At 68.4% G+C, this 3,973-nt stretch carries 4 protein-coding genes; 2 read left to right on the top strand and 2 right to left on the bottom strand.

From position 1 onward, the window contains the following. Positions 1-162 precede the first annotated feature (162 nt). Positions 163-1,578, bottom strand: a complete 1,416-nt coding sequence (locus ACFWW9_RS45895; protein ID WP_390389937.1) for a leucyl aminopeptidase family protein — start codon at positions 1,576-1,578, stop codon at positions 163-165. Between the two features lie 99 nt (positions 1,579-1,677). Next, positions 1,678-1,845, bottom strand: coding sequence for a DUF3117 domain-containing protein (locus tag ACFWW9_RS45900; protein ID WP_106185758.1), 168 nt, complete (start codon positions 1,843-1,845; stop codon positions 1,678-1,680). A gap of 315 nt (positions 1,846-2,160) precedes the next feature. On the opposite strand from ACFWW9_RS45900, the gene ACFWW9_RS45905 reads away from it, so the two are divergent. Beyond that, positions 2,161-2,976: a PaaX family transcriptional regulator C-terminal domain-containing protein gene (locus tag ACFWW9_RS45905; protein WP_390389940.1), complete on the top strand. Its 816-nt coding sequence runs from the start codon at positions 2,161-2,163 to the stop codon at positions 2,974-2,976. 63 nt (positions 2,977-3,039) lie between these two features. Next, entirely contained in the window at positions 3,040-3,825 is a 786-nt protein-coding gene (locus ACFWW9_RS45910) for an enoyl-CoA hydratase-related protein (protein WP_390389941.1), read from the top strand. The last annotated feature ends 148 nt before the right edge of the window (positions 3,826-3,973 follow it).

Consider the following 3,973-nt stretch of genomic DNA (forward strand, 5'->3'; position numbering starts at 1 on the left):
CGGAAGATAGAGAGAGCAGTTCCGAACGGTGCAATTTAGATTTGGAGCAGGTTGGTCACGGGGTTGAGTCTGGGCCGGGGGCCGCTGGCCAAGGCTGCCGTTGTGGGTAGGCAGCCATGGCCGACCGGGACTCGCCGGCAGATAGAGCTTCCAGGGCTTGGCCTAGTGGGTGTAGCTGTCCACTAGGTCGATCAGTGTCCTGGCTGCGAATCCGGTCGCGCCTGGCACTACCTCGTCGTATTCGGTTTCTGAGCGGGCTGGGCCTGCGATGTCGAGGTGGGCCCAGGGGAGGTTTGCCGTGAAGGTCTTCAGGAAGAGTGCTGCTGTGATTCCGCCTGGGCCTGGTGGGCATTGCCTGACGTCGGCCACATCGGACTTCACGGCGTCTGCGTGGTCTTCCAGTAGTGGCATTCGCCACCAGTTCTCGCCTGCTTTGCGACCCGCTGCGGTGACACGTGCGGCCAAGTCGTCTGATGTTGCGAACAAGCCGCCTGTGCGCAGGCCCAGGCTTACCTTCATCGCGCCGGTCAGGGTGGCTACGTCGACCAGTACGTCGGGGTTCAGGGTTTTTACCGCGTAGGCGAGTGCGTCTGCCAGGACGATTCGGCCCTCGGCGTCGGTGTTGGTGATCTCCGTGGTCGTTCCGCCGTAGTGGCGGACGATGTCGCCTGGGCGGTAGGCCGAGCCGGAAACGTGGTTCTCTGCACACGGCACCAGGCCGGTTACTCGGACCGGTAGGCCTCGCCTGGCGATGGAGAGCATTGCGGAGATGACTGCCGCGCCGCCGGACATGTCGGTGCGCATCAGGTGCATGCCGTCTGCCGGCTTGATCGAGATGCCGCCGGTGTCGAAGGTGATGCCCTTGCCGATCAGGACCACGTGGGGGGCCTGTCCTGCTACCTCGCGGGGTTGCCAGGACAGTTCCAGCAGGCGTGGGCCCCTCGTGGAGCCGCCGCCCACCGCCAGTACTCCGCCGAAGCCTTGCTCGGTGAGCCACTTCTCGTCTCGGACCACGGCGTGGAGGCCTGGGATCTTTCCGGCGGCCTTCGCGGCGGTCGAGGCTAGCCACTGCGGGTCTTTCACGTTTGACGGCATGTTCGCCAGGTCTCGGCTGAACGCCGTCGCCAACGCGGAGTCGTAGGCACGCGCTGCCTCGGCGGCCAAGACGTCTGCGTAGCCGGGGTCTGCCGCAATGAGGCGCACCGAGCGGATTCGAGGTGGTGGGGTTTCCGCCGTCACCTTGAAGCGGTAGCCGCCCAAGGCCAGGCCCAGTACGAGGGCGCGGATGCGTTCCGCGTCGGTGTCGTGAGGGAGGACCACGTCGTAGGACTGGGCCGCGTCGGCCTCGTTCAGGGCTCGGATCAGCTTCGCGCCCGCTGTCCGCCACGTGAGCGGGTCGCCGGTGCCGACACCGCACTCCCAGGCGTCACCGCCGTCACCGCTGTCACCGTGGCCGCTGTTGTCTCGCTTGGTCTCGCCCGGATCGGCGTTGGGTGTCAGGAGCACCTTCGGGACGCCTCGTCGTGGCGCGTCGGCGACCTCGACCTCCACGAGTGCGGTGGGCACGGGCGTGCGCACGGCGGTCCTCCTCAGTCAACGGTGTATGCGGGATCACAACGAAGTGAGGCCCCGGTTCCACAGTGGAAACCGGGGCTTCGAGGCTTCTCGAGGCTGGGATCAGCCAACGGCCGCCTTCAAGGCATCGCCCAGGGCGCTGGCCTCCTCCGCCGACATCTCGACGACGAGGCGCCCACCACCCTCGAGCGGAACGCGCATCACGATGCCGCGCCCCTCCTTGGTGACCTCGAGGGGACCGTCGCCGGTCCGGGGCTTCATGGCCGCCATAGCGTGCTCCCTCCGTCAAAACCCTTCCCCGTCCGACCTGGTTCGCGAAACCCGGCCGGATCCGCGTCCATTCTCCCCTATCCGGACTCAGCCGCGAAACCGAACCGATCTTTCAGTGGTTCCGGTGACGAATTGTCGATCTTGACTTGTGCCTGTTCAGGGGCTGGATCGCCGTGCTGCGAAGGGTTTCCGGGAAGTCGATCACCGTCACCGGTTCGTGATCCGTCCCCCGTCAGCGGGTCACCGGATCCGGCGCGTCACGGCCCGACGGCCCGCCCTGGTCGTCCGGGGTCGGGCCTGCCAGACTCGACCGTCGTGCGAGCCCGTTCCGCGTTGTTCGACGTCTACGGCGGCCACCTGCGTGAACGCGGTGGCGCCGCGACCATCGCCGCCCTGGTGCGGTTGCTGGAGCCACTGGACTTCGCCGCGCCCGCCGTGCGCACGGCGGTGTCCCGAACCGTTCGCCAGGGGTGGCTGCACCCGGTGCGGTTGGCAGATGGCCCCGGCTACGCCATGACCCCCAGGGCCGAACGGCGGCTTGACGAGGCGGCCGCGAGGATCTACCGGACGCGGCCGTCCACGTGGGACGGTCGGTGGCACGTCGTGGTGCTGGAGGAGCTTCCGGGGCGCGAGTCGCGGGAGCGGTTGGCGGGCTCGCTGCAACTGCTCGGCTACGGCGCGTTGGGTCCCGTGACGTGGATCGCACCCCGCCCCTCCCCCGAACTGGCCGACGTCCTGGCGGCCGAGGACGTGGCGGCGAGCACGTTCCACGGCGGACACGAGGGCCAGGACGGCGAGCTGGCCGCCCGCGCGTGGGACCTCGCGGCGCTCGGCCGGGACTACGCGGCGTTCGTCGCGGAGTGGCGCCCGGTGATGTCCGGTGTGGACGGTTCGTCCGCCCCCGAGGCGTTCGCCGCGTCCCAGCGCCTGCTGCACGCGTGGCGCAAGTTCCTGTTCCGGGATCCCGGCCTACCTCTGGAACTGCTGCCCGCCGACTGGCCGGGCACCGGCGCGGCCGACTTCTTCGACCACCACACCGCCCGCCTGGCCCACTCCGTGGAGCGGTTCGTGGACGACTGCCTGGACAAGCCGGCACGGAACGAGTCCACTGCTAGCGAGTCCACTGCTTAGGCAGTCACCGAACCACCCGCGACTGCTCCCGACTGCCCTCGACCGCTCTTGGAGGTCCCCGCCGTGCCCGAACTCCTCATCGACGACGCAGACGGTGTGCGAACGTTCACGCTGAACCGCCCGGAGGCGTTCAACTCGTTCACGGTGTCGCTGAAGGAGACCTTCCTGGCCGCGATCCAGGAAACCGCCAAGGACGAGTCGGTCCGCGCCGTGGTCATCACCGGCGCGGGCAAGGCGTTCTGCGCGGGCCAGGACCTGAAGGAACACATCGCCCTCCTCCAGGCAGGCGACCCCGCCCCCCTGAACACCGTCGAACTCCACTACAACCCGCTGATCAAGGCGATCATCGGAATGCCGAAGCCGGTGATCGCGGCCGTCAACGGCACAGCGGCGGGCGCGGGCGCGTCCATCGCCTACGCGTGCGACCTGCGAGTGGCGGCGGCATCGGCGAAGTTCCTCATGGCATTCGCGAACGTGGGCCTGACGTCGGACTCGGGCGCGGCATGGACCCTGCCCAGGCTCATCGGCCACGGCCGAGCCATGGAAATGATGCTCCTCGCCCAGCCGGTCGACGCCGAGGACGCGTTGAGGGTCGGGATGGTCGGCCAGGTGGTCCCGGACGGCGAAGCCCTCGCCACGGCGCAAGCGTTGGCACGACGACTCGCGGCGGGCCCGACGACGGCCTACGCGAAGATCAAGGAAGCACTGGCGGTTGGCTCTGGTGGCACCTTGGACGACACGCTTGAGGTGGAGGCCCGCACGCAGGCCGAAGCAGGCGCTACCTCAGACCACCGCGAGGCGGTGGCCGCATTCGTGGAGAAGCGCACGGCCCGATTCACTGGCAAGTAGGCGTCAGGGGTCGGGCCGCTACAGCTTCCAGCTGGGCCGCCTAGCGGCTTCGACTCCCAGCGTGCTGTGTCCGATTTGATTTGGGGCCCCTAGATTTGCCCCTTGATCGGGCCAAAAGGCAGTGCCCCAAAGCCCTGCCCGATCTCCA

The organism is Umezawaea sp. NPDC059074 (assembly GCF_042738955.1).
GTDB lineage: Bacteria > Actinomycetota > Actinomycetes > Mycobacteriales > Pseudonocardiaceae > Umezawaea.

Excerpts from the sequence above, each read along its gene's own strand:
- ACFWW9_RS45900 (WP_106185758.1), bottom strand. The coding sequence starts at position 1,845 with ATGGCGGCCATGAAGCCCCGGACCGGCGACGGTCCCCTCGAGGTCACC.